Raw genomic sequence first — 22,644 nt, 5'->3', positions numbered from 1 at the left:
CTCCTCGATTTCTTCAATACACTTGCTCTTTGTACAAAAAGCCGAAGCTCAGCTCCCGGCGCGGGTCCTGCAGCGCGCGAATCGCTTCCAGCGCGCCCTCGTCAAACTCGTATGCGGAAGGGTCGGCGCTCCATGCGTCGACGGCCTTCCGATAGCCCTGGAGCGCCGTCTCGTTGTACGCGTCGGACTTCAGCAGCGGCTCGACGTACAGACTGTCGACGCCTGCGGACAACAACTCCGGGATCGCTTCCAGGAGGCAAATATCGTCCGCGCTCATGACGTGCGTGCCGTTCTCGTCTTCGTAAACCGGCAGCCGCTCGTCCGGACGCTCCGACTCGACCAGGAACAGCCCTTCGGCCGGGCCCAGGTCGAGAAGCCGCGCTTCGCGGCCCAAATGCTCCATATAGCTCTGCAGCAAATTACGCTGCGAATGATAGATGTTGGTCATTCCGTGCACCTGCACTTGCACTTCCATTTGAACGCTCGCCTTGAAGGAAGCGATCTCTTCCTCGTTCAGCTCGCGGGCGAGCACCGCGCGGGTCGCGCCTTTGCGCGCCCAATAGGAAGCCGCGGCGGAGTTCGTGCCGGTCATCTCCGCGTTCCAATGCAGCGGCAGGCCTGGCGCGGCCTCTTTGACGTTCAGGAGGACGGCCGGATCGCCGAACACGATCGCGTCGGCGCCGGCCTCCCGGACGGCGCGCAGATAGCCGGGCAGACCGGACAGCTCGTGGTTGCGCAGCAGCTTGTTGACGGCCACGTATGCCTTGGCGCCCAGCTCGTGCGCGCGGGAGACGGCTTCCTTCAGCTGGTCTTCCGGAATCGCTCCCGGCAGCCGCGCGCCGTAGCGCGGCTCTCCGATCAGCACGGCGTCTGCGCCGGCGGCGACATACCGCTCCATCTGCGCAATCGAGCCGGCTGCGGTCATTAGTTCTGGTTTCATCGTCTTCACCTCGGGGAAACGTGCGACCCGGCGTCATGCCGGCTCCTTCGCGCCGTCCGTACGGCGGCCTCCGGAGCCCCGCTTGCGCCGGGCCGTTGCGGCTCGCGGTCCAGCTGCGGGCCAGTCTATTTTTTGGCGTTTTTCTCGCTGGTCTGAATGTTTTTCAGATGCTGCTTGTACGTTTCGGCGAAGAGGTGCGTGTTGCTGCCGTCCTTCTTCGTCACGTAGTACAGATAATCGGTTTCCGCCGGGAACAGCACCGCTTCGATCGACTTGAGGCTCGGGCTCGCGATCGGCCCGGGCGGCAGGCCCGCGTTTTTGTACGTGTTGTACGGGCTTTTGACCTCGAGATCCGCGGTCGTGAGCTTTTCCTTCTGCTTGTCGAGCAAATATTGGATCGTCGCGTCGATCTGCAGCGGCATTTTTTTGTTCAGACGGTTCACGATGACGCTGGCCACGATCGGACGCTCCTCGTCCTTCACGACCTCGCGCTCGACGAGCGATGCGGCCGTCAGCAGCTGGTGCATCGTCCATCCCCGCTCCTGCATGGCGGACTGCCAATCCTCCGGCAGCTGGTTCAGCTTGCGGTCCAGTTCGCTCAGCATCCGATTGGCGATGTCCTCCTCGGAGCTGCCCTTCTTCAGCTCATAGGTTTCCGGGAACAGATAACCTTCAAGCGGATAGCGCAGCTTGGCGTCGGTCGGAATCATCTTCGCCCAGTTGGAGCTGCCGAAACGGGACGGATTGCTCACGGCCTGCAGGAACTTGTCTTTGTCCACGTACCCGGCTTTGGCCAGGCGTTCCGCGATTTGAACGACGGTGTATCCTTCGGGGATCGTGAACTTGATCGTCTCCGCCGCTACGGTCTCGCCGTTATTCAGCTTGGCGACGATCTCCCCGTTGGACATGCCGGGCGAGAGCGCGTATTCGCCGGCTTGAAAACGGGAGCCTTCGCTTTTCAGCTTCATCCAGATGCTGAACAAGAAAGCGTTGCGGATCAAGCCGTTCTGCTCCAGCCGCTCCGACACGCTCTTTGCCCGCATGCCCTTGTCGATCGTCACGCGCACGGGCTCGCCGGCCTTCGTCGGACGAAGTCCGTTCCAAACATAGAATAAGGCCGATCCTGCGATGATGACGACCAAGCCCAATGCGATCAAAAAAGACCAAAGGACCGGATGCCCTTTTTTGCGGCGATACGGAGTCTGCTCGGGTTCCCGCCGCTGCGGCTTCTCCGCCTCGGCGTCGGGATCCGGCGAGGGACGTCCTTCTTGACGCGATGCGCGCGCCGATTCGCCGCTTCGCGAACGGGGCGGCAGTCCGACCTCAGGCTCGTTCCCGAATTCGGGCGCCTCCTCGGCCGGTCTGCCGCCATTCCGCTCGCCGAACGGCGGCGACTCGCCCGGTTCCCGGACGGCACGCATCGGCCGGGTATCGGCCTCCGCTTCCTCGGAATCCGGCTTGTTCGGCTTTTCGTCGGCGTACACCGACTTCCAGCCTTTGGTTTCCTCGTCTCTATCCACCCATTTCCCTCCTGCAATGCCCACATCTGGCGAAAAAGAGCGGTTGCCCGCTCTTTCCCGACGACGCCGGAAGGATCTTCGTCCATCCTTCCCCGTATGTCACTTGCGCTTCGGGTATCCGCCTAAGGCCGGTCGTCCGATCCGAACTGAAGATCGTCGTACGCTTCCGCGACGGCTTCCCATTCGTCGTCGTCCTCGACCGTCTCAAGCTGAGGCTCGCCGGCATCGTCCGCCGTCACCCGGAACACCTCGATATCCCCCTCGGCGCGCATGCGCTCCGATTGGAGAAGGGCATATGCCCGGCCGTCTACGGTCAGCTCCGCGACGATGCGGAAAGCTTCGTCGCCTCCGCCTTCGCTCGTCAGCGCGACCTCGTCGCCGTACCGGGCGCGTAGCGCGGATACCGGCTGGCCGCCTGCCCCGTTAGCGCGTTCCTTCATCTTCGTTATCGCCGAACTCGGCTACGAGCGTATTGAACGTTTCTTCGACCATATCCCATTCCTCTTGCTCTTCGATCGGGTACAGCTTGATCTCGTCGTCCTCTTCCTCGTAGCGGAAAGCGAACACTTCCTGCTCTTCCTCGACGTTGTCGGCAGGCACGACCATCATATACTTGCGGTCGCTGCCGTCGTCCAGCTCGAAGCGCATGATCACTTCGAATGCTTCGTCATTGCCTTCTTCGTCGGGGATATAGATAATCTCCGCTTCTTCTTCTTGGCGATTGTTCTGTTCAGTCATGTCCATCCCTCATCTTCCACGGGAATCTAGATAGCTTTGCAGCAGGATCGCCGCCGCCATCTTGTCGATCACTTGCTTGCGCTTGCTCCGGCTGACGTCCGCTTCGAGCAGCGTGCGTTCGGCGGCTACCGTCGTCAGCCTCTCGTCCCACAGATGCACAGGCATGGATAGCTTCTGCCGGAGCGCTTCCGCGAATGCCATGCAAATTTCGCCACGCGGTCCCACGGTACCGTTCATATTTTTCGGAAGGCCGACCACGACCTCCTCCACCTCGTTCTCCCGCACGAGCGCTTCCACCCTGCGGAGACAAGCTTCCTCGGTCTTGTGCTCGATCACTTCCACGCCTTGCGCCGTCCAACCGAACAGGTCGCTCACGGCAACGCCGGTGCGCCTGTCTCCATAGTCCAAACCCATGATGCGCGGCATTAACGGTGCTGTTGAAGATAAAACCGGACCATCTCTTCGATGAGTTCGTCGCGTTCTTTCTTCCGGATCAGACTGCGTGCGTTGTTGTGGCGCGGAATGTATGCCGGGTCCCCCGAAAGGAGATACCCGACGATCTGGTTGATCGGGTGGTACTCCTTCTCCACCAGAGCATCGTGCACCGCAAGCAGGATGTCCTTGGACGATACCTCTTCGGCATCGGGCACGACCGCGAACTTGACCGTCTTGTCTAGATGGTTTTTGTCAGACGAGCTCATCTTTAGGCACCTCGCTTAGCAAACACTTCATGCCCTCATCATACCATAATCTCGCCCGGACAGGAAATGGAAGCTCCGGGCATGCCTGGCGGCCGCGCGGAGCGGCCGCCGGTCGCCGATCAAGCGCGCGGCTGCGCCAGCACGAGATCTTCGGCCGCGCGTAGCGCTTCGCCGAGCTTGGACGGGTCTTTGCCGCCGGCCTGCGCGAGCTCCGGCTTGCCGCCGCCGCCTCCGCCGCATATTGCGGCCAGCTCCTTGATCAGCTTGCCGGCATGCAGGCCCATCTTCACGAGGTCCGGGGAGACGGATACGACGAGGTTGACTTTGTCGTCCGCAATCGCGCCGAGCACGAGCACCGCGGAGCCGAGCTTCGCTTTCAGCTCGTCGGCGACGCCGCGCAGCGCGTCCATGCCGCCTGCGTTCACTTGGGCGGCCAGCAGCGTCACGCCGCCGACCGTCTTCGCCTGTCCGATCAGGTCGGCCGCCTCGAGGCGGCTCAGCTTGCCCTGAAGCGACTCGTTGTCGCGCTGCGACTGGCGCAGCTCGGCCTGCAGCGCTTCGACGCGCTTCGGCACGTCGTTCACGCCTGTCTTCAGCAGCGCCGCGGCGCCGCGAAGCAGCTGAAGCTGATCGTCCATGTAGGCATAGGCGTGGCGTCCGGTGACCGCTTCGATCCGGCGTACGCCGGAGCCGATGCCGCTCTCGCTCACGAGGCGGAACAGGCCGATCTGAGCCGTGTTCCGCACGTGGCAGCCGCCGCACAGCTCGAGGCTGTAGTCGCCGACGCGGACGACGCGGACGACGTCGCCGTATTTCTCGCCGAACAGCGCCATCGCGCCCATCGCCTTCGCCTCGGCGATCGGCTTCAGGCTGATGTCGACATCCGTGCCGAGCCAGATTTGCTCGTTGACGCGGCGTTCGACGTCGGCCAGCTCTTCGGCCGTGATCGCACCGAAGTGCGAGAAGTCGAACCGCAGGCGTTCAGGCTCGACGAGCGAACCGGCCTGGTTGACGTGCTCGCCGAGCACTTCCTTCAGCGCCTTGTGCAGCAGGTGCGTCGCCGTATGGTTGCGCACGATGTCGGCGCGGTCAGCGGCGTTGACGGACGCCGTCACCGTGTCGCCCACCTGCAGGGTGCCCGACGTCACCGTCACCTGGTGGACGTGCTGGCCGTGCGGCGCTTTGCTGAGGCCGTTCACGGCCCCAGTGGCGCCGCCGGCCGCGCGCAGCGTGCCGGTGTCGCTCACCTGGCCGCCGCTCTCCGCGTAGAACGGCGTCTGGTCCAGCAGGACGAGCACGTTCTCGTCCGCGCCCGCCGCGTCGACGAAGCGGTCCCCCGCCACGATCGCGACGACGCGCGCTTCGGCGACGAGACCTTCGTAGCCGACAAACGCGCTAGGCTCGGTGAAGTCCGCGAGCGGGCCGCCCTGCACTTTCATGCTCTCCGTCTCCTGGCGTGCGGCGCGGGCGCGCTGGCGCTGCTCCTCCATCGCCGCGTCGAAGCCTTCGCGGTCGACCGTCATGCCCTGCTCGGCCGCGTAGTCCTCCGTCAGGTCGAACGGGAAGCCGTACGTGTCGTACAGCTTAAACGCGTCCGGACCGCTGATGCGCGGCGCGCCTTCGTCGCGAGCCTTGGCGCACAGCTCGGCCAGAATGGCGAGGCCGTCGCTCAGCGTCTCGTGGAACCGCTCCTCCTCCGTGCGGATGACCCGCTCGATGAATTCGCGCTTCTCCACCACTTCGGCGTAGTGCGCCCCCATGATCTCGCCGACCATCGGGACGAGCTCCCACAGGAACGGGCGGTCGATGCCGAGCACCTTGCCGTAGCGCACGGCGCGGCGGAGCAGGCGGCGGATAATGTAGCCTCGCCCTTCATTGGACGGCATGACGCCGTCGCCGACGGCGAACGTCACCGTGCGGACGTGGTCGGCGATGACCTTGAGCGCGACGTCGTACTCGGGATTCGCTTTGTACGCTACGCCTGCGATACGGCTCGTGTGCGCGATGATCGGCTGGAACAGGTCCGTGTCGAAGTTGGAGTCGACGTCCTGCACGATCGAAGCGAACCGTTCGAGACCCGCGCCGGTATCGATGTTTTTGTTCGGGAGCGGCGTGTAGCTGCCGTCCTTGTTATGGTTGAACTGGGAGAAGACGAGGTTCCATACTTCGAGGAAGCGCTCGTTCTCGCCGCCCGGCGTGCAGTCCGGATCGGACAGATCGCCGTACTTGTCGCCGCGGTCGTAGAAAATTTCGGTGCACGGACCGCACGGACCTTCGCCGATGTCCCAGAAGTTGTCTTCCAGCTTGACGATGCGCTCGGCGGGGATGCCGATCTTCTCGTTCCAGTAGCGGAACGCTTCCTCGTCCTCCGGATGGATCGTGACCGACAGGCGCTCCGGATCGAAGCCGATCCATTCCGGGCCGGTGAGGAATTCCCATGCCCAGGTGATCGCTTCTTCCTTGAAGTAGTCGCCGATCGAGAAGTTGCCGAGCATCTCGAAAAACGTGTGGTGGCGGCGCGTCTTGCCGACATTTTCGATGTCGTTGGTGCGGATGCACTTCTGCGAGTTGGCGATGCGCGGATTTTCCGGCTTCACGCGGCCGTCGAAGTACGGCTTCAACGGCGCCATGCCCGCGTTGATCCAAAGCAGGGACGGGTCGTTGTGCGGCACGAGCGAGGAGCTCGGCTCGATTTGGTGATTTTTGCTGGCGAAGAAGGCCAGCCATTTGGCGCGGATGTCCGCGGCTTTCATCGGTTGCATGTCGGTGATCCTCCTCGAATGGGCGACGGCATGGAGCCGCCTGCCGGGTTCATGAACGTCGGCGGAACGCAGGCCGGGGCAAAATAAAAATCGCCCCTGAACGGTCAGGGACGATGAGATCGCGGTACCACCCTGGTTATCGCCCGGACGGTGGCGGATGCGGGATCCGTTCCGGCAGGCGATCGCCTTGAAGGGCGTTAACGGGCCCTCCCGTCGCGCAATTACGGCGAGCTCGGAAGCCGGCTTCCCCCGCCCTTCGCAGCGAAGATTCTCTCAGCCCGGCATTTCGCGCCGCGAACAACTTCTCGTCATTCGAGCGAAATGCTTGGGGAATCCTCTCTCTGATCCTGCGGACCTCGGGGTACTCTTGCTTCCTCAAAGCTTTGTTGCGATAGGAACAATCGTTTTCATTATAGACAATCGCTTTTGACGCTGTCAAACGGTTTTTCGCCTGATATAGTATGCAAACATATGCTGAACGATCACCTTCAGGGCGGCGTAAACGGGTACGGCGAGCAGCAGGCCGATCACGCCCGCGAGTTCTCCTCCTATGAGCAGCACGAAGATGATCGTGAGCGGATGCATCCGCATCGTCCGGCCGACGACCTGCGGGCTGATGACGTTGCTTTCGAGCGTCTGGCACAGCGTATTGACGATGACGACGAACAGCGCCATTTTCCAGGAGATCGTGCTCGCCATGACGAGAGCGGGCAACGCGCCCAGGAAGGGCCCGAGATACGGGATGATATCGAACAGCGCGACGAACGCCGCCATCAGCAACGGGTACGGCATGCCGATAACAAGATAGCCGACGTACGCCGCCACGCCGATGCAGAGCGAGACGATGAACTGGCCGCGGATATAGCTGCCGAGCGCGGCGTCGATCTCCTTGAGCAGCCGGACCAGGCCGTGACGTCGGGCGCGCGGCACGTATTTGAAGACGGCCCGCTCAATGACGTCCATATCCTTGAGGATGTAAAAGACGAGAAACGGCACGATCATGAGCAGGAAAAAGACGTTGACGACGGCGGGAATATTGTTGACGAAATCCGAGATGCGCATCGAGATCTGTCTTTCAAACCCCGCGATCGCGCGGTTAATCCCGCTGCGCACGCTGTCCGGCAGCGTATCGTTGTTGTTGAAGTGGTCCATCAGGCTTTGCGCCCGCATCGTCAGCTCCGGCATATGCTCGTTCAGCTCGTGTACCTGGCCGACGAACATCGGCGTGACGTTCACGAGGATGACGACGCAGCAGCACACGAACACCGCATAGATGAGCAGGACAGCCGCCGTCCGCGGCATGCGCCGCTGGTGCAGCAGACCGACGACGGGATTCAGGACGTAGGCGATGATCATCGCCACCAGGAACGGGGCGGACACCGCCTTGATGAAGTTGTACACGGACATCAGCATCGGCCGCACGAGCGTGAGCAGGTACAGCGCGAGCAAGCCGAGGATGACATATACCAATATCGCAAACAGACGGCTCTGGGCAAACCGATTCATGTCCCCACCCCCGCTTCGGCACTCGTCCCCAGCCACTCTGTTCCAGTATATGTACTTGTCCCCTGCTCTAAACCCAGCGGCCACAACAAACGCCCCGTTCCTCCAGTCTGGAGTCGCGGGGCGTCGCATGGGCTTGTTCGGTCGATCTCGGTCAGTTCACGTGAACTTGAGGAGGAATCGGCTCCTCGAAAAACAGATCGTCCAGCGAGCTGAGGGTGCCGTCTTCTTCGACTTGGTAAACCGACATCTTGTCGCCGTTCACCGTCAGCTCGATAAAGCAGCTCCAGCAGTAAAATTGATGCGAACCGATCTTGCCGATATCCTTGGAATTGCAGTTCGGGCATCTCATCATGGTTTATCACCTGTCACTTTCCGCGTTAGGTTCTCTCTCCAGTATCCGCTCGTAGGAGGCAGGCACGAGGATGGCGTCTTCGCCGAGAGTTACGCCTTCCGGACCGTTCGGCAGATAGAGCCGCCGACGCCCTTCGAACACGTCCGCGAGAAAACCGTCCGTCAATTCATATCCTGCTATCTGTGTACCCTCCGACTTGCGAAAATAAACATCGGAAACCCTGCCGAGTTCTTGTCCATCGATCGTGAATACGGGCAGCTCCTTCAATTGAATGAGGCCCGTATGAAAGGTACGCTGCAAGTCTTTGCGATGGACCGTTGCGATCGCTTCGGGACCGGAGATCAGAAGGACGTCTTCGCCTTCCGTCTTCACGTTCTCCCATTTGACGATGCGGACGGATTTGCGGAACCAGACCTTCGTATCGAGCACGATGCACGTCCGCTGCCAGAACTCGTCGAATCCGACGTCCAGAACGCGTCCGACCAGCTTGCCGTTCTCGTAGAAGACGGGCAGCCCGATCATCTGTTGCAAGGTTCGCATTTCCTTGGCCCCTCCGATTGCGAAGCGCCTGCTATCTATTACGCAATCGCGTCGTAATGGTTGCAATGATTTTTGCGGTTTTTTCCGCTTCTGCCGTAGTATTGCCCAATCCGAAGCTAAATCTTACCGCTTGGCGGCAAAAATGAGACGCAAGACCCATCGCTTCGAGCACGTGCGACGGCTGAAGCGAACCCGAAGTGCAGGCGGAGCCGCCCGAAGCGGCGACACCGGCCAAGTCGAGACTCATCAGCATCGTCTCGTTCGGTACGTCGTAAAAGACGATGCTGGCGATATGGGGCAGCCGGCTCTCCGGCCGCTGCTCGCCGTTTAAGGCGAATGCGTCCGCGCCGAGCTCCACGGTCAGCGCCCGGATGAGCGCGCCGCGTACGGTCTCGGCATGCGCCCGGCGCGCCTCGCGTTCTGCGGCGGCCAGCTTCGCGGCAGCCGCAAACGCGGCGATGCCCGCCACGTTCTCCGTGCCGGCCCGGCGCTTGCGCTCCTGGGAGCCGCCGTACAGCAACGGCTGCCACGGAGTGCCGGTTCGCACGTACAGCGCGCCGACGCCTTGCGGGCCGCCCATCTTGTGGGCGGACACGCTCAGCAGATCGACGGGCAGCGCTGACAGGTCGATCGGCTCGTAGCCGAACGCCTGGACCGCGTCCACGTGCATGACCGCGCCGTGGGCGCGGGCAAGCTCTCCGATCTCCGCGTACGGCTGCAGCGTTCCGACCTCGTTGTTGCCTGCCATCACGCTGACGACCGCGGTCGTCGGACCGATGGCCGCGCGGGCGTCTTCGAGCGAGACGCGGCCGGTTTCGTCAACCGGCAGCACGGTCAACTCGAAGCCTTCGGACGCCAGCGCCCGGCAGGCGTGGAGGACGGCGTGATGCTCGACCGCCGTCGTCACGACGCCGAGGCGGCGTCCATCGCGCGCGCGCATCGCGCGCGCGGCGCCGAACAGCGCGGCGTTGTCGCTCTCCGTGCCGCCGCCGGTGAACACGAGCTCATCCGGTCGGCAGCCGAGCACACCCGCGATCTCGTCGCGGGCGCGCGTCAGCCGCGAACGCGCGGCCCGGCCGAACGCATGCAAGCTGGACGGGTTGCCCGGTCCAGCGCCAGCAGCCGCTACGTACGCCTCCAGCGCTTCGGGGCGCATCGGCGACGTCGCGGCATGGTCGAAGTAAATCCCGCTCATAGGCTCACCCTGCCTAAATGTAGAACATGTAGCTGTCGGGCTGGCCTTCGTCCTTGAAGTTGACCAGGTCGTGCAGCGTCGTCGAATCCAGCACGCTCGCGATCCCGTCGCGGATGCGCAGCCACAGGTCGCGCTTGGCGGGATCGTCTTCTTCCGTAAAGTCTACCGGGCTGATCGGCCCTTCCAGGATGCGGATGATGTCGCCCGCGGTAATGATCTCGGGGTCTTTGGACAGCACGTAGCCGCCGTAGGCGCCCCGGATGCTTTTAACGAAGCCGGCGTTGCGCAGAGGCGCGATCAACTGCTCCAGGTAATGCTCGGAAAGCCCGTTTTTCTCCGCGATGCTCTTCAGGGAAATCGGACCTTCGCCGAATTTGGCCGCCAGCTCCATCATGATCGTCAAGCCGTAACGGCCTTTCGTCGAAATCTTCAACGGTTCGCACCTCAATTCATGCGGATTGCAAGATAGTCTATTTCGTATGCCAGGTCTCGTAGGCATGGCGCCAACGTCCTTCGTTCCCGAGGGAACAAGAGCCGCTTGGCTGAAACGCTAAAAAAAGGGAGTATCCCCATATCACATCTATGTTATCACATCATCTTCATTTGTGGTCAAAAAATACGTGACATATTCATGTTATTTTGCAACCGGTCCGGCGGACGGGCGTGTGAGAATGCATCCGCTTTGTGCTACAATAGACCGTGTTCCGTCCGAAGACGAAACCAAGGATCGCCACGTAAGGAAATGGAGTGATGAGCATGAGCGATATCCGATTCGCCGATCCGTCCTCGACGCGGGTCGTCGTAGGCATGTCCGGCGGCGTCGATTCGTCCGTGACCGCGCTGCTGCTCAAGCAGCAGGGCTTCGACGTCATCGGCGTATTCATGAAAAACTGGGACGACACCGACGAGAACGGCGTCTGCACGGCGGAAGTCGACGCCGAAGACGTGCGCCGCGTCTGCGATCAGATCGGAATCCCTTCCTATACCGTCAATTTCGAAGAGCAGTATCAGGACAAGGTGTTCGCCTACTTCCTGGACGAGTACCGCAAGGGACGCACGCCGAATCCCGATGTGATGTGCAACCGCGAAATCAAGTTCGGCGAGTTCCTGCAAAAAGCGCTGGATCTGGGAGCCGACGTGATCGCCACCGGCCACTACGCGCGGGTGGAGCTGCAAGACGGCGAATACCGGCTGCTGCGCGGCGTCGACGGCAACAAGGACCAGACGTATTTTCTCCATGCGCTCAATCAGTCGCAGCTGTCGCGGGCGATGTTCCCGATCGGTCATCTGCCGAAGTCCGAAGTGCGCCGCATCGCCGAGGAAGCGGGGCTGGCAACCGCCAAGAAAAAGGACAGCACCGGCGTTTGCTTCATCGGGGAGCGCAACTTCAAGGAGTTTCTGAGCCAATACTTGCCCGCCAAGCCGGGGGACATGGTCGACATCGCCTCCGGCGAAGTGAAGGGCCGGCATGATGGACTGATGTATTATACGCTCGGCCAGCGCCAAGGTCTTGGGATCGGCGGTTCGGGCACCGGCGAGCCGTGGTTCGTTGCCGACAAGGACCTGGAACGCAACGTGCTCTATGTCGTCCAAGGCGAGCGACACGAGAGCCTCTACTCCGTCGGCCTGACCGCCAGCGGCGTGAACTGGATCTCGCCGCGCGCGGCGGAAGGAGACTTCCGCTGCACGGCCAAGTTCCGCTACCGTCAGCCCGACCAAGGCGTAACCGTCGTCCCGCAAGCGAACGGCCTTTGGCGCGTCGACTTCGACGTTCCGCAGAAGGCGGTCACGCCCGGACAAGCAGTTGTCTTCTACGACGGGGACGTCTGCCTGGGCGGCGGCACGATCGAGCAGGTGCACAAGACCGCCGCGGTCGAAGCTCCCTAATCCGAACCTCAACCCAAGCCGCGTGTGCCAGGACGAACCTGGCCGCGCGGCTTTTTGGCGTTTTCGGATCCGAGGCCGCCTTGTGACCGTTTCCGGCGCTCGGCGAACCGCATGAAAAACCCCCGGCGAACGCCGGGGGTTGCGGTTATATGCGCTCTTTCGTGATATGCGATAAGTCTTCGCGGATGCGAGACTTACAGTTTCACCACGTTGGATGCTTGCGGTCCGCGGTTGCCTTGCGTGATTTCGAATTCTACCGCTTGACCTTCTTCCAAGGTCTTGAAGCCTTCGCCTTGGATCGCAGAGAAGTGGACGAATACGTCGTTGCCGTCATCTACGGAGATGAAGCCGTAGCCTTTCTCTGCGTTAAACCACTTAACTGTTCCTCTCAAATGAAAAACCTCCTAAAATCTCGCCGTAAATCGGCGAATGACATCATTATAACCGATCACCTGTCAAGACGCAATATGTGAAAGTTTTCGATCTTTTTGGAAAAGCTACCTGCGCGTCAGCGTGAGCATGGGACTGGCGACTGGCACGAACGGCAGCTTGCCTGCCGTCTCGCGGGCTTCCGCCAGCGGCAAGATCGACGCGAGCAGCTCCGGCAAATGCGGATAGGGCTCCCACCGGAGCGACACGAGCGGATAGATCCGCACCTCTCCTCCCGGTCTGACGACGCGCAGCAGCTCGCGCAGCGCCTCGGCGTGGAAATCCAGCCCGAACTGGTCCGCATATAGGAACAGGAAGTGACTGCAGAGCGCCAGCGAGAACGTCCCGTCCGCGTACGGCAGGCGCGGCAGTCCGGCCGCCGCATAGCGGTCCTCGCCCGCGTCCGCGCGGAAATGCGCCGCGAACTTCGCCAGCGAAGCCTCCCGCAGCGCGCGGTGCCGCGTCGGCGAACCGTAATAGCTCCAGTCGTAGTGAGTTAGATTCGCCTCCAGCTTGGCGGACGATACGCCGATTTCCCGCGCTGCGGCGGCGATAACCTCTTCTCGCTCTCCGGCGTAGAACGGATCCGCCGCCCGGGCGTCGAGCCCTCTCGCGCACAGCTCCGCCGTGAACGAGGACGCTCCGCCGGCCGCGTCCAGCACCGGTCCTTCGCGGAGGCGCGCCTCCGTCAGATCGAACATCGTCAAGTACTCGTCGTACGAGCGGCACGTCGACGCGACGCCGCTCTGGGGGTAGGCCGGAATGTCCGGTCTTTCTTTGCTCATTTCGCTCTTCTCCTCTCGTCTTCGCTCGTCTCTTCTCGGTCTGGCTCCCCGTCGCGGGCGCTCCCGCCCGCGCTCCGGGTTCCTATTAAAATGCCATACGCTCCCAGTTCCCGTCAAGAGGTTCCGCTTTTTGTTATCGCATCCGGCCGAGAGGCGGCTTCGAACGTTGATTTCTGGCACCATCTCTTCTATGATCATGATAACGGCTCAGCCGTATCCACCGGCAGACGACTGCCTGACGGGAGGTCGATCCCTTTGTTCGCCAAACATGTCATCTACAAGCACGACAATTACAACATGCTGACCGTCGAGGTGCAAGGCAAAACGCTGGTCGTTCGCCAGATTTCCGACCAGTGGGGCGAGGAGTGCCACCGCTTCCTCAGCCGCCCCGAGATGATGCATTGGGCCGAGAAGCATTTCCTGCCGAGCGACTTTCCCGGCGGCGAGCAGCAGATGGGCGAAGTGCTGAGCCATCTGCGCAACGTCTAGCCCGACAGTTCGCCCGAAGGAGGTTGTCCGTTCCTTGGACGCTGAAACTACGCTTATTTACGCCATCGCTTCATTCGGCCTCGCCGCCGTGCTCATCTGGCAGCGGTCGGCCATTCCGGAACGGTTGAGACGCGGCATGGCGCTCGTCTCGCTGTTTCTGGTCGCCTTTGCTTTTTTTCTGATCGTATACAGCTTCTATTCGGCTGGTACGTAAGGCCGCGCGAGCGGATGTAGGAAATGCGCGGGCGGGACATACTAGAACGGATTGCCATTTCCATCCGGAGGTCCGTTGATGTTCAATCGCGTCCTGCCGCCCGTCGCGCTCGCGACGGCTTTGTCGCTCCTGTGCACGTCCGGGCTGCCCCCTGCCCCCCGTCCGCCCCGCGCCGCGGCGTCGGTTGCGCCGGCGCGGCCGCAGCAGGCGGAAGCCGCCCGTTATTTATTCAAGCCGAGGAGGTTATCCGAACCGATGAGCCAACTGCCCAAACGTAGCGAGTCGTCCGCCGAGCACTGCTGGAAGCTCGAGGACCTGTACGCCGACCAAGCCGCATGGGATGCCGAATATGCGGAGGTGCGCCGCAAGCTGGGCGAAGTGTCCCGCTTCGAAGGCAAGCTGAAGGACGCTTCGGCCATCGCCGAATGCTTCGAGCTCGAGGACGCGCTGTCGCTGCTGACCGAGCGCTTGTACGTCTATTCGAACATGCGTCACCACGAAGACATGGCCGAAGGCAAGTACCAGTCGCTCTCCGAGAAAGCCAAGAAGCTGAGCGTCGAAGTGGGCGAAGCGCTGTCGTTCATCACCCCGGAAATTTTGAGCCTCTCCGAAGACGAATTGAAGGGACTCATCCAATCGCCTTCGCTCAAGCCTACATACAAGCACACCTTGGAAGAGATGCTTCGCCAAAAGCCGCACGTCCTCTCGAAGACGGAGGAATCGCTGCTCGCGCAAGTCGGCAATCTGTCCCAAGCGCCGAACACGATTTTCGGCATGCTGAACAACGCCGACATGAAGTTCCCGAAGGTCAAAAACGAAAAAGGCGAGGAAGTCGAGCTCACGCACGGACGCTACATCCAGTTTCTCGAGAGCCGGGATCGCGACGTTCGGCGCGAAGCGTTCAAGGCGATGTACGACACGTACGGCAAATGGCGCAATACGCTCGCCGCCACGCTGAACGCCAACGTCACGAAGAACCTGTTCTACGCGAACGCCCGCCGCTATCCGTCCGCGCTCGAGATGTCGCTGTTCGGCGATAATATTCCGAAGAGCGTTTACGACAACCTGATCGCCACGATTCACAAGCATCTGCCGCTTATGCACCGCTACATGGCGCTGCGCAAAAAGCTGCTTAAGGTCGACGAGCTTCATATGTACGACCTGTTCGCGCCGCTCGTCGACGAGTTCGACATGAACATCACCTACGACGAAGCGAAGAAGATCGTATACGACAGCCTTGCGCCGCTTGGCGAAGATTATCGCCACGCGCTGCAGGAAGGCTTCGATCAAGGCTGGATCGACATCTACGAAAACGAAGGCAAACGCAGCGGCGCCTACAGCTGGGGGGCGTTCGGCACCCATCCTTACGTGCTGCTGAACCACAAGGACAACCTGAACAGCATGTTCACGCTGGCGCACGAGATGGGCCATGCGCTGCATTCGCACTATTCGGACGGCAACAACGAATACCGCGACGCGCAGTATACGATCTTCCTGGCGGAAGTCGCCTCCACGCTGAACGAGGCGCTGCTGATGGATTATCTGCTCGACAAATCGACGGATCCGAAGGAGAAAATGTATCTCCTCACGTATTACGCCGACCAGTTCCGGACGACGGTATTCCGCCAGACGATGTTCGCGGAGTTCGAGAAGCTCGTTCATGCGAAGGCCGAAACGGGCGAATCGCTGACGCCGCAAGAGCTGTCCGACATCTACTACGACCTGAACGTCAAGTATTACGGGGACGGCATGGTCGTCGACAAGGATATCGCGATGGAATGGGCGCGCATCCCCCACTTCTATACGAGCTTCTACGTTTACAAATACGCGACCGGCTTCTCCGCCGCGACGAGCTTCTCCAAGCAGATTCTCGACGAAGGCCAGCCGGCGGTCGACCGCTACCTGGGCTTCCTGAAGAGCGGCGGCAGCGACTACTCGATCAATATTCTGATGAAGGCCGGCGTCGACATGTCCACGCCGGAGCCGATCGAGCAGGCGATGAGCGTGTTCGAAAGCCTGATCGAGCAGATGGAGCAGCTGACGTCGAAGTAAAGGCCGGACCCGGCCGTGGCGCGAAGGGCCGTCCCGAAGTCATTCCGACTTTCGGGACGGCCCTTTTTTCTACCCGAGGAACTCCGCATGGAAATTCGACCCGAAACGGCAGGATTCGACGAGAATGGCGCGAATACATTGGGGAGGTATAGAAGGAGTGAGCGTCCCTTGGTCCGAACCGACTTGTCATCCGATCAATTGCTGAGCGTGATTTTTGACTATATGGCCAAAATCTCGGGCGAGTCGCGGCTTGCGGGCGTGCTCGTTCTCATGGCCAACATGGGCCGGGAGATGATCGTGGCCGACCGCTGCGCCGTCTGGCTAATCGACGAAGCGAACGAAGAACTGTACACGACCGTCGCGCACGGCGTAAAGGAAATCCGCGTTCCGTACGGCATCGGACTCGTCGGCCACGCGATCGCGACCGGCGAGCCGAGCATCGTCGACGACGCGTACGCCGATCCCCGCCACCACGCCGAGAACGACCGCAAAACCGGATACGTGACCCGCTCGGTCGTCACGATTCCGTTCCGCAACCACGACGGCCGCATCATCGGCGCCTACCAAGCCGTCAACAAGATGACGGCAGCCGGCAAGTTTACCGAAAAGGACCTGGAACTCCTCTCGCTCGCCGCCTCTTACGCGGGCAAATCGCTGGAGTCCGTCATGCTGCACCAGGAAATCGTCGATACCCAGCGCGAGATCATCGCGACGATGGGACAAATCGGTGAGAGCCGCTCCAAGGAGACAGCCCTTCACGTTCGCCGCGTCGCCGAATACTCCCATGTACTCGCTCTCCGGCTCGGCCTCGACCCGCGCGAGGCGGACGTGCTTCGCACCGTATCGCCGATGCACGACATCGGCAAAGTGGCCATTCCGGACGCCGTCCTCAACAAGCCCGGCAAGCTGACCGAAGCGGAATTCGAGCTCATCAAGTCCCATACCGACATCGGCTACCGGCTGCTGAAGGGCTCCCGCAGGGATCTGCTCGGGGCGGCGGCGATCGTCGCCGGCCAGCATCACGAGAAATGGGACGGCAGCGGCTACCCGAACGGTCTGAAAGGCGAAGAAATCCACATCTTCGGCCGGATCACCGCCGTGGCGGACGTATTCGACGCGCTCAGCACCGAACGCGTCTACAAGTCGGCTTGGCCGATCGAGCGAATCGAACGGTGGTTCCGCGAGGAACGAGGGCGGCACTTCGACCCGGTCGTTGTGGACGCGTTTTTCGATGAGCTTCCCCGCCTGCTCGAGCTTCGGGAAAGCCTGAAAGACGAAGCCTGAGCCGCTTTCCGATTCGTTTCGCTTCGCCCTCTCCCCGTACTCCCCGAATTTCTTTTTATCCCAGCTGTTCTTTTTCTAAAAGGCCGTTATCTTCCTTTACGTGTCCGCGATGCCTTCGATCCGGGGTGCGAGCAGCTCCCGCCACGCCGCCAGGCGATCCTCGAGCCCGCGATATTTCGGCGTCGGGATCGGACTGGTGGACGGCAGCCGCAGCACTGTTCGGGCTTGCACCTCCGGCGCCGCGCCGAAGTGGCGCATCAGCTCGCCGTGAGATTTGGCGCCGTTGCAGGCGATGACCGAAATGCCGGGATACGCCCGCAGCAGTTCGGGGACGTCGTTCGGCAGCAAATCCCGGATTTCGCTGTCCAGGCTCCCTGCCCGGACGCAGGACGCGATCGTGTCCCATATGGCGAAGCCATGCGCCAGCGCGAACGCAAGCCGATCCTCGTACCGCTCGTCAACGGCAGGAACGCCGTGGAGTGCGAACAGAATCGGCCAGAAGTAGTTGCGGGCATTGCCGTAATATTGATGCAGCTGCAGCGATGCGACGCCCGGCATGCTGCCGAGGACGAGGCATCGCGAGCGATCGTCGACGACCGGCGGGAACGAATGGACGCGTGGCGCCGATTCCATAGGTCGTATGCTCCTTCCGTACGCGCGAATGTGGACCTATTGTCTCACTCGCGTGCGCAGAAGGCAAATGCGGGCTCTTGCGCGGCCTTGCACTCGTCCGTGTTCAGCAATCGATCCCAGGCGCGGGATGGCGAGCGGCGTCCGCCCGTAGGGCGCGTCCCTGGAGCAGCGGAATCGCCGCTGCAGGCGATCGTAGCGACGACGAGCGTCGTGGATGTCCGCAACCCGCGGCCTCCACCGCGGACGTTTAGCCTTTTACGCTGCCGGCCGTCAAGCCTTCGATGATTTGGCGCTGCAGGAACGCATACAGGACCAGCACCGGCAGCACGCTGAAGACGATTCCCGTGCAGATGAGCGCGTAGTTCATTTGGAACGCGTCGCGGAATCCGACCATCCCGGTCGGCAGCGTGCGCAGGGAGTCTTTGTTGATGAAGAAATTCGACAGCAGGTACTCGTTCCAGTTGCCGAGGAAATTGACGATGAAGACGGTGACGAGCGACGGGATGGACAGCGGCAGGATAATCTTCAGGAACATCCGGATCGCGCCCATGCCGTCGACCGTGCCCGCTTCCTCCAGTTCGTGGGGGATCGCCCGCATGAACGCTGCGAGCAGCAGGACGCTGAATGGAAGCGCGCCTGCCGTATACGGCAGGAACAGCGACCAGTGGGTGTTCAAGATGTGCAGGTCGCGGACGAGAAAGTACTGTGCGATAAAAAGCACGTTGCCCGGAATGAGCATCCCGATCAGGACGAACTGATAGATGACGCGGCTGACCCCCACCAGCTTCATCCGCGTGATGGCGAATGCCGCAGCCGAAGCCAGGAACACGCCGACGGCGGCCGCGCTGAAGGCCAAGTACAAGCTGTTGAAGAAGTAGACGCTGATCTTCGCCTTGACCCAAGTTTCCCTGTAATTGTCGAACGAAAGCGACTTCGGCAGGCCGAACGGATGCTGCGTGATTTCGTTGTTGTCCAGCTTAAACGACGAGAACAGGACGAACAAAAAGGGAACCAGGATGACGACAACGTAGAGCAGCATGAAAATGTGCGGAACGGCTTTTTTGACGGTTGCCGGCATCAGTACTCAATCCTTTCCTGTCTTCTCGCGATCAGCAGTTGATACAGCGCGGTCAACATGAGCGCGATGACGAAGATGATGATCGACAGCGCCGAGCCGTAGCCGTAATCGCCGTATTTGATCGCTTTGTTGACCATGTAGGAAGCCATGACGTCCGTGCTTCCCGCGGGTCCGCCCCCCGTCATGACGAGCACGATGTCGACGACCCGCAGGGCGCCGGCAATCGAAAGCATGATGACGACGTTGATGATCGGCTTGATGAGCGGAACGGTCAAATACCAGGCGCGCTGGACGCCGGACGCCCCGTCGATCTTCGCCGCTTCGTCGATATCCTTCGGAATGGCGAGAATCGCGGCCAGGATCAAGACGATGTAGAAGCCCATCCACTGCCAGGCGTTTGTCACGAGAATGGAGAACATCGCCAACTTCGGTTCGGCCAGCCAATAGATCGTTTCCACGCCGAAGTTCTTCAAGATGCTGTTGAGCAGCCCCACGTCCGGATTGTAAATGTAGCCCCACAAAATCCCGATGATCGACGTGGACAGGATGGAAGGCATGAAAACCGTCGTCTTGTAGAAGCCCTGAAACCGTTTGACGCTGCTGATCAGCAGCGAGAATATGACGATCAACGGCACTTGAATGCACGTGGAAACCAGCAGGATGATCAGGTTGTTCCAGATCGAGCTGCGGAACTCCGCGTCCTTGAAGGCGTTGACGAAGTTGTCCAATCCGATGAACTCTTTGTGGTTCAGGCCGTCCCAGTTCGTAAAGCCGTAGATGAAGGACGTCACCGTCGGATAAATGAAGAACATGCAATAGAGCGCGATCGTGGGCAGAACAAAGAGCAGATATACATAGGGATTTTTCAGCGTGCTTTTCATGGTTCCTCCCCCGGCTTCGTCAGACTCGAGAAAAGGTCTCCGCCCACGCGGGGCGGGCGGAGACCTCTCTACGTTCCTGCGAGGCGATCTTACTTAGCCGCGGCGTTCTCGGCGTCTTGGACTTTTTGGATGGCGTCGCCGACTTGTTGAGCCGTAGCTTTGCCTGCGATCAGCTTTTGAAGCTGGGTTTCGGTTTCGGTGTACACCTTGGACTGGATGATTTGGTCGAAGTGCGGGAACGTCTTGCTGGCGTTTTTCAGCGCGTCCAGCACTTCCTTCAGCAGCGGGCTCGTGACCTTGCCCAACGCTTCGTCGGACAGCTTCATGGAAGGCAGGACGCCATCCTCGAGCAGACCGCGGAGCTGCATTTCGTCGGAGAACAGGTTTTTGACGAACGATTTGACGACCGCTTTTTCGTTGTCGTTCAGGTCTGCGGAGAAGCCGTAGCCTTCGGCATAGTTCGCGTTCATCGCCGTTTGGTCGCCCTTGCCGTTCGGCACCGGCGCGAGTGCGATGTAGGATACTTTGCCCGCCAGCTTCGCCCCGACGGCCGGCTTGCCGGAAGCGTCCAGCTGATCCGTGAACGCGGAGTTCCGCCAGGAGCCGTCAAACATCATGCCCGCTTTGCCGGCGATGAAGTCGTTCAGCATGTCGTCGTACGTTTTGCCAAGCTCACCCTTTGTGAAGTAGCCTTTCTTCTCGAAGTCGGCGTATTGCTGGTAAGCCGCGACGACATCCGGGGAGTTCCACTTCGTCTCGCCCGTGATGAAGCCCGCGTTCGTATTCTCGCCGGCGATGCGGCCGATAAGCGTGTTCACGAACATGTTCGGCACCCAGCCGGCTTTGGAGCCGACCGCGATGGGGGTGATGCCGTTTTGCTTCAGGGTGTCGGCAGCTTTGATCATCGCGTCCCAAGTCGTCGGAGCTTCGAGATTGTATTTGGCGAACAGCTCTTTGTTATAGAAGATGCCTTCCGTGTTGCCGCCGATCGGCAGGCCGTACACTTTGCCGTCCACGGACCATGGGTCGAGGACATTCAGGAACTTGTCCTTCAGGCCCAGTTCGTCGATGATCGGCGTCAGGTCCAGCAAGCGTCCGGCTTTGGCGTACTTCTGCGCGTCGCCCGCGCCGGCAAACAGGGAGAAAATTTTCGGAGGGTTGCCGGCTGCCATTTCGGCTGGCAGTTTGGTGAAACGGTTGACGCTGTCTTCGACGCCGTCCAGCTCGAACGAAACTTCCGGGATCTCCTTCTTGACGTTGTCGAGTACGCTGTTCAGGATCGCAAGGCGGAACTTGCGCGGCTCCCCGATCTGAATGTGGCGCACCGTCATGGAGAACGGCTCGACCTTCGGCGCGGCCGACTCGCTCGGAGACGGGGATGCCGACTCGGACGCGCTCGGGCTCGGGCTGGCGCTTTCGCTGGCGGAAGGTGACGCCGCGTTTTTGTTGTCGTTGCCGCCGTTGCCGCCGCAAGCTGCTAGGAATGCGGACATGGCCATCGATACTGCCAATACGGAAGTCAGTTTCTTTTTCACTTGTAAGACCCTCCCATAGATTGGTTTGCTTCACATTCTTATTGTAAGTGCAATTTCAGTCGAAGTAAGGACGTTAATTCCCTAAAGGAGGGATACAATCATCTTGTGATCGAATCGTCCGTCCGCTCGTAAACTAGATCTGAAGTCTTGTACCGGAGGGATGAGGCGATGCATGCGATTTGGTCCAAAAGAATGATGTTTCTCTTGTTCGCCGCCGTCGCGGCGGCGGCGATTCCGGCCTTGCCGCTCCGCGCAGCCGCGGAAACCGCAGTCCCGGCGCCCTATGCCGCCGCACGGACCGTTGCCGTCGCCGGGACGGTTGAGGACGGCAGCAGTCCCGGCGCGGACGATCCGGACGAAGCGATCGCGGGCGCGAGCGAATGGGCGAAGCCCGAGCTGCGGCTCGCGATCGCGGCCGGGCTCACGACGCCGGCGGCGCTGGATCTGTTCGCGCAGCCGATCTCGCGGGAGCGCTTCGCGGGCCTAGCCGTGCGGCTTTACGAGGCGCTGACCGGCGGCGCCGATGACGGCGCGACGGTCTCCGGGTCGCCCGACGCGGGCGCGGAGCCGTCCGAAGCGGCAGACGCAAACAGCCCCGCGTCTCCGTTCGAGGATACGATCAGCCCCGACGCGATCCGTGCCTGGCGGCTCGGCATCGTGCAGGGGGTGGAGGCGCATCTGTTCGCCCCCAACGCGGCGATCACCCGCCAGGAGCTGGCGGTGATGCTGTCGCGCGCGATCCGGGCCGCCCGGCCCGATGCGCCGCTCTCCTCGCGTGCGGCGGACGCGTTCGCCGACGAAGACGAGATCGGCGGCTGGGCGAAGGAGGCGGTTCGTTCCGCCGTCCTCCTGGGCGTCTTAAAGGGCGACGAGGACGGACGGATCGACCCGCTCGGCCTGACCACGCAGGAGCAAGCGGTCGTGACGGTTTACCGGGCTTTCGCGGCGTTGCGCCCCCTGCAAGCCGGGGTGGTGCAAGAGACGGAGTGACGCGATGGAGTGTAAGGCAGCGTGGCATCTGCGGTAAGGTAAGTGGTGCGAGGTAATCGCGGTGAGGTAAGCGTAGTGGGGCAAGCGTGGCGGGCAAGCGTGGCGGGCAAGCGTGGCGGGCAAGCGTGGCGGG

General features: G+C 61.4%; 25 protein-coding genes. 6 read left to right on the top strand and 19 right to left on the bottom strand.

Features of this window, described 5'->3' with window-relative positions:
* Window positions 1–13 precede the first annotated feature (13 nt).
* From LKX83_RS21340 to cymR, 12 genes are all read right to left on the bottom strand, one after another.
* Entirely contained in the window at window positions 14–940 is a 927-nt protein-coding gene (locus LKX83_RS21340; protein ID WP_227884683.1) for a peptidase U32 family protein, read from the bottom strand.
* A gap of 125 nt (window positions 941–1,065) precedes the next feature.
* The gene (gene mltG / locus LKX83_RS21335) at window positions 1,066–2,460 is read right to left on the bottom strand and encodes an endolytic transglycosylase MltG (RefSeq protein ID WP_370639108.1); all 1,395 of its coding nucleotides are present in this window, start codon (window positions 2,458–2,460) and stop codon (window positions 1,066–1,068) included.
* Between the two features lie 122 nt (window positions 2,461–2,582).
* Window positions 2,583–2,900 carry a DUF1292 domain-containing protein gene (locus LKX83_RS21330; RefSeq protein ID WP_227884679.1) on the bottom strand — a complete coding sequence of 106 codons (318 nt, stop codon included), beginning with the start codon at window positions 2,898–2,900 and terminating at the stop codon, window positions 2,583–2,585.
* Window positions 2,884–3,198 carry a DUF1292 domain-containing protein gene (locus LKX83_RS21325; RefSeq protein WP_227884677.1) on the bottom strand — a complete coding sequence of 105 codons (315 nt, stop codon included), beginning with the start codon at window positions 3,196–3,198 and terminating at the stop codon, window positions 2,884–2,886. Before LKX83_RS21325 ends, LKX83_RS21330 begins: the two co-directional genes overlap by 17 nt.
* A gap of 9 nt (window positions 3,199–3,207) precedes the next feature.
* Window positions 3,208–3,624, bottom strand: a complete 417-nt coding sequence (gene ruvX, locus LKX83_RS21320; RefSeq protein WP_227884675.1) for a Holliday junction resolvase RuvX — start codon at window positions 3,622–3,624, stop codon at window positions 3,208–3,210.
* A complete protein-coding gene (locus tag LKX83_RS21315; RefSeq protein ID WP_227884673.1) occupies window positions 3,624–3,899 on the bottom strand; it encodes an IreB family regulatory phosphoprotein in 276 nt (91 codons plus the stop codon). The genes ruvX and LKX83_RS21315 overlap by 1 nt, the downstream gene beginning before the upstream one ends.
* Before the next feature lie 119 nt (window positions 3,900–4,018).
* On the bottom strand, window positions 4,019–6,652 hold the full coding sequence (gene alaS / locus LKX83_RS21310; protein WP_304518341.1) for an alanine--tRNA ligase: 2,634 nt from the start codon (window positions 6,650–6,652) through the stop codon (window positions 4,019–4,021).
* A gap of 444 nt (window positions 6,653–7,096) precedes the next feature.
* Window positions 7,097–8,167, bottom strand: a complete 1,071-nt coding sequence (locus tag LKX83_RS21305; protein ID WP_227884669.1) for an AI-2E family transporter — start codon at window positions 8,165–8,167, stop codon at window positions 7,097–7,099.
* A 151-nt stretch (window positions 8,168–8,318) separates the two neighbouring features.
* On the bottom strand, window positions 8,319–8,519 hold the full coding sequence (locus LKX83_RS21300; protein WP_227884667.1) for a hypothetical protein: 201 nt from the start codon (window positions 8,517–8,519) through the stop codon (window positions 8,319–8,321).
* Between the two features lie 6 nt (window positions 8,520–8,525).
* Window positions 8,526–9,059: a PRC-barrel domain-containing protein gene (locus LKX83_RS21295; protein WP_227884666.1), complete on the bottom strand. Its 534-nt coding sequence runs from the start codon at window positions 9,057–9,059 to the stop codon at window positions 8,526–8,528.
* Window positions 9,060–9,090: 31 nt separating this feature from the next.
* On the bottom strand, window positions 9,091–10,254 hold the full coding sequence (locus LKX83_RS21290; protein ID WP_227884664.1) for a cysteine desulfurase family protein: 1,164 nt from the start codon (window positions 10,252–10,254) through the stop codon (window positions 9,091–9,093).
* A gap of 13 nt (window positions 10,255–10,267) precedes the next feature.
* On the bottom strand, window positions 10,268–10,687 hold the full coding sequence (gene cymR, locus LKX83_RS21285; protein WP_227884662.1) for a cysteine metabolism transcriptional regulator CymR: 420 nt from the start codon (window positions 10,685–10,687) through the stop codon (window positions 10,268–10,270).
* Window positions 10,688–11,010: 323 nt separating this feature from the next.
* Here cymR and mnmA point away from each other — a divergent pair, with 323 nt between their 5' ends.
* Window positions 11,011–12,141, top strand: coding sequence for a tRNA 2-thiouridine(34) synthase MnmA (gene mnmA, locus LKX83_RS21280; protein WP_227884659.1), 1,131 nt, complete (start codon window positions 11,011–11,013; stop codon window positions 12,139–12,141).
* Window positions 12,142–12,335: 194 nt separating this feature from the next.
* Here the strand turns inward: mnmA and LKX83_RS21275 are convergent, their stop codons facing one another.
* Together LKX83_RS21275 and LKX83_RS21270 are read right to left on the bottom strand one after the other, a co-directional pair.
* The gene (locus LKX83_RS21275) at window positions 12,336–12,533 is read right to left on the bottom strand and encodes a cold shock domain-containing protein (RefSeq protein ID WP_227884657.1); all 198 of its coding nucleotides are present in this window, start codon (window positions 12,531–12,533) and stop codon (window positions 12,336–12,338) included.
* 105 nt (window positions 12,534–12,638) lie between these two features.
* Window positions 12,639–13,355 (bottom strand): methyltransferase domain-containing protein, encoded by a 717-nt coding sequence (locus LKX83_RS21270; RefSeq protein ID WP_227884654.1) that lies wholly within the window; start codon window positions 13,353–13,355, stop codon window positions 12,639–12,641.
* Between the two features lie 255 nt (window positions 13,356–13,610).
* On the opposite strand from LKX83_RS21270, the gene LKX83_RS21265 reads away from it, so the two are divergent.
* The 4 genes from LKX83_RS21265 to LKX83_RS21250 all read left to right on the top strand — a co-directional run bounded on the left by LKX83_RS21265 (window position 13,611) and on the right by LKX83_RS21250 (window position 17,394).
* Entirely contained in the window at window positions 13,611–13,844 is a 234-nt protein-coding gene (locus LKX83_RS21265) for a hypothetical protein (RefSeq protein ID WP_227884653.1), read from the top strand.
* Window positions 13,845–13,878: 34 nt separating this feature from the next.
* Window positions 13,879–14,058 carry a hypothetical protein gene (locus tag LKX83_RS21260; protein WP_227884651.1) on the top strand — a complete coding sequence of 60 codons (180 nt, stop codon included), beginning with the start codon at window positions 13,879–13,881 and terminating at the stop codon, window positions 14,056–14,058.
* A gap of 255 nt (window positions 14,059–14,313) precedes the next feature.
* Entirely contained in the window at window positions 14,314–16,110 is a 1,797-nt protein-coding gene (gene pepF, locus LKX83_RS21255) for an oligoendopeptidase F (RefSeq protein ID WP_227884781.1), read from the top strand.
* A 168-nt stretch (window positions 16,111–16,278) separates the two neighbouring features.
* A complete protein-coding gene (locus tag LKX83_RS21250; protein WP_227884648.1) occupies window positions 16,279–17,394 on the top strand; it encodes an HD domain-containing phosphohydrolase in 1,116 nt (371 codons plus the stop codon).
* Window positions 17,395–17,490: 96 nt separating this feature from the next.
* On the opposite strand, the gene LKX83_RS21245 is transcribed toward LKX83_RS21250, so the two are convergent.
* From LKX83_RS21245 to LKX83_RS21225, 5 genes are all read right to left on the bottom strand, one after another.
* Window positions 17,491–18,027: a DNA-deoxyinosine glycosylase gene (locus LKX83_RS21245; RefSeq protein ID WP_227884646.1), complete on the bottom strand. Its 537-nt coding sequence runs from the start codon at window positions 18,025–18,027 to the stop codon at window positions 17,491–17,493.
* Window positions 18,028–18,071: 44 nt separating this feature from the next.
* Window positions 18,072–18,251 (bottom strand): hypothetical protein, encoded by a 180-nt coding sequence (locus LKX83_RS21240; RefSeq protein ID WP_227884644.1) that lies wholly within the window; start codon window positions 18,249–18,251, stop codon window positions 18,072–18,074.
* A gap of 23 nt (window positions 18,252–18,274) precedes the next feature.
* The gene (locus tag LKX83_RS21235; protein WP_227884643.1) at window positions 18,275–19,105 is read right to left on the bottom strand and encodes a carbohydrate ABC transporter permease; all 831 of its coding nucleotides are present in this window, start codon (window positions 19,103–19,105) and stop codon (window positions 18,275–18,277) included.
* Window positions 19,105–19,986, bottom strand: a complete 882-nt coding sequence (locus LKX83_RS21230; protein WP_227884642.1) for a carbohydrate ABC transporter permease — start codon at window positions 19,984–19,986, stop codon at window positions 19,105–19,107. Before LKX83_RS21230 ends, LKX83_RS21235 begins: the two co-directional genes overlap by 1 nt.
* An 89-nt stretch (window positions 19,987–20,075) precedes the next feature.
* On the bottom strand, window positions 20,076–21,521 hold the full coding sequence (locus LKX83_RS21225; RefSeq protein WP_227884640.1) for an extracellular solute-binding protein: 1,446 nt from the start codon (window positions 21,519–21,521) through the stop codon (window positions 20,076–20,078).
* A gap of 168 nt (window positions 21,522–21,689) precedes the next feature.
* On the opposite strand from LKX83_RS21225, the gene LKX83_RS21220 reads away from it, so the two are divergent.
* The gene (locus LKX83_RS21220) at window positions 21,690–22,511 is read left to right on the top strand and encodes an S-layer homology domain-containing protein (protein ID WP_227884637.1); all 822 of its coding nucleotides are present in this window, start codon (window positions 21,690–21,692) and stop codon (window positions 22,509–22,511) included.
* Window positions 22,512–22,644 lie beyond the last annotated feature (133 nt).

The organism is Cohnella baijiui (assembly GCF_020731285.1).
Lineage (GTDB): Bacteria > Bacillota > Bacilli > Paenibacillales > Paenibacillaceae > Cohnella.
This window is presented reverse-complemented; position numbering and strand designations above follow the sequence as displayed.

Bases quoted from the DNA above. Each gene is read 5' to 3' on its own strand.
- LKX83_RS21340 (WP_227884683.1), bottom strand. From the start codon at position 940: ATGAAACCAGAACTAATGACCGCAGCCGGCTCGATTGCGCAGATGGAG.
- LKX83_RS21330 (WP_227884679.1), bottom strand. From the start codon at position 2,900: ATGAAGGAACGCGCTAACGGGGCAGGCGGCCAGCCGGTATCCGCGCTA.
- LKX83_RS21325 (WP_227884677.1), bottom strand. From the start codon at position 3,198: ATGACTGAACAGAACAATCGCCAAGAAGAAGAAGCGGAGATTATCTAT.
- ruvX (WP_227884675.1), bottom strand. From the start codon at position 3,624: ATGCCGCGCATCATGGGTTTGGACTATGGAGACAGGCGCACCGGCGTT.
- LKX83_RS21315 (WP_227884673.1), bottom strand. From the start codon at position 3,899: ATGAGCTCGTCTGACAAAAACCATCTAGACAAGACGGTCAAGTTCGCG.
- alaS (WP_304518341.1), bottom strand. From the start codon at position 6,652: ATGAAAGCCGCGGACATCCGCGCCAAATGGCTGGCCTTCTTCGCCAGC.
- LKX83_RS21305 (WP_227884669.1), bottom strand. From the start codon at position 8,167: ATGAATCGGTTTGCCCAGAGCCGTCTGTTTGCGATATTGGTATATGTC.
- LKX83_RS21300 (WP_227884667.1), bottom strand. From the start codon at position 8,519: ATGATGAGATGCCCGAACTGCAATTCCAAGGATATCGGCAAGATCGGT.
- LKX83_RS21295 (WP_227884666.1), bottom strand. From the start codon at position 9,059: ATGCGAACCTTGCAACAGATGATCGGGCTGCCCGTCTTCTACGAGAAC.
- LKX83_RS21290 (WP_227884664.1), bottom strand. From the start codon at position 10,254: ATGAGCGGGATTTACTTCGACCATGCCGCGACGTCGCCGATGCGCCCC.
- mnmA (WP_227884659.1), top strand. From the start codon at position 11,011: ATGAGCGATATCCGATTCGCCGATCCGTCCTCGACGCGGGTCGTCGTA.
- LKX83_RS21270 (WP_227884654.1), bottom strand. From the start codon at position 13,355: ATGAGCAAAGAAAGACCGGACATTCCGGCCTACCCCCAGAGCGGCGTC.
- pepF (WP_227884781.1), top strand. From the start codon at position 14,314: ATGAGCCAACTGCCCAAACGTAGCGAGTCGTCCGCCGAGCACTGCTGG.
- LKX83_RS21245 (WP_227884646.1), bottom strand. From the start codon at position 18,027: ATGGAATCGGCGCCACGCGTCCATTCGTTCCCGCCGGTCGTCGACGAT.
- LKX83_RS21235 (WP_227884643.1), bottom strand. From the start codon at position 19,105: ATGCCGGCAACCGTCAAAAAAGCCGTTCCGCACATTTTCATGCTGCTC.
- LKX83_RS21230 (WP_227884642.1), bottom strand. From the start codon at position 19,986: ATGAAAAGCACGCTGAAAAATCCCTATGTATATCTGCTCTTTGTTCTG.
- LKX83_RS21220 (WP_227884637.1), top strand. From the start codon at position 21,690: ATGCATGCGATTTGGTCCAAAAGAATGATGTTTCTCTTGTTCGCCGCC.